We start from the raw sequence: 1,003 nt of genomic DNA on the forward strand, positions 1-1,003 counted from the left end.
AACCTGCGCGAATTAACGGTGCATCATATCGATCATGACCATACCAATAACCCGGAAGATGGCAGCAACTGGGAGTTGCTGTGTCTGTATTGCCATGATCATGAACACTCGAAGTACACTGAGGCTGACCAATACGGCACAACCGTTGTGGCGGGAGAGGATGCGCAAAAAGACGTTGCGGCTGCCACCTATAATCCGTTTGCCGATTTGAAGTCGATGCTTAACAAGAAATAATATCAGCACTCTCTGCTTCTGGCATGGGCTGCTGACGCAGCCCTGACAAACGCAGACCTCAAGGGATTGCCTATTTCCAATAGCATCGACATCACTGCCACCTAGCGAACGCCGCTTGCACGTTACTTATAGCCCTGCGGTGGTGGTCAGGTCAGATGCCACCACACGTTAAGAGGCGTCGACAAACTCAAAACCATATTGCTTGTCTGACGAATCCCTTTTTGTTCCCGAGGGTTCAACAATCACAAACCCTTCGGAATTCACGGCTTCATCAACTAATGTATGACGCTCCAGCTTAGCAGGGCTTGCTTTGAGTGGTATACCATCAGGGCTGGGTGGATAAACATAAATATCAGGCTGTCTATTAATCGGTTCTACGTCATCGTTAGGGTTTGCTCCTGGCACTAGGTCTCCACACTCTAAACATGGATCGCCTTCAGGCGTTACAACAGGTGGTTTTGGCCCTTCTGGCCATTCCGGCGCCCCTTTAGGGTTTACTGCCCTGTCTTCATCCTCAAAAGCTTCATCGTCAACAGGAGGGATTGCTCCTGGCACTAAATCTTCACACTCTAAACATGGAGCTCCTTCTGGCGTTGAGACGGGTGGTTCTGGCCATTCAGGCCCCCCTGATGGGGTTGGTGTCTCCCGTGGTACCTCCCGTGGCGTCTCCCGTGGTATTTCCCGCGGCGTCTCCCGTGGTGTCTCCCGTGGTATCTCCCGCGGCGTCTCCCGCGGCGTCTCCCGTGGTATCTCCCGTGGTATCTCCCGC

2 protein-coding genes are annotated in these 1,003 nt (G+C 52.8%); one reads left to right on the forward strand and one right to left on the reverse strand.

The window, feature by feature from the left end; translation table 11 throughout:
* The coding region (gene yajD, locus J5224_RS29970; RefSeq protein WP_264628699.1) for an HNH nuclease YajD at positions 1 to 234 on the forward strand (234 nt) is incomplete at its 5' end.
* A gap of 168 nt (positions 235 to 402) precedes the next feature.
* Here yajD and J5224_RS29975 read toward each other — a convergent pair.
* A complete protein-coding gene (locus J5224_RS29975) occupies positions 403 to 789 on the reverse strand; it encodes a hypothetical protein (protein ID WP_264628700.1) in 387 nt (128 codons plus the stop codon).
* Positions 790 to 1,003 lie beyond the last annotated feature (214 nt).

The sequence above is a fragment of the Candidatus Symbiopectobacterium sp. NZEC135 genome, from assembly GCF_025962695.1.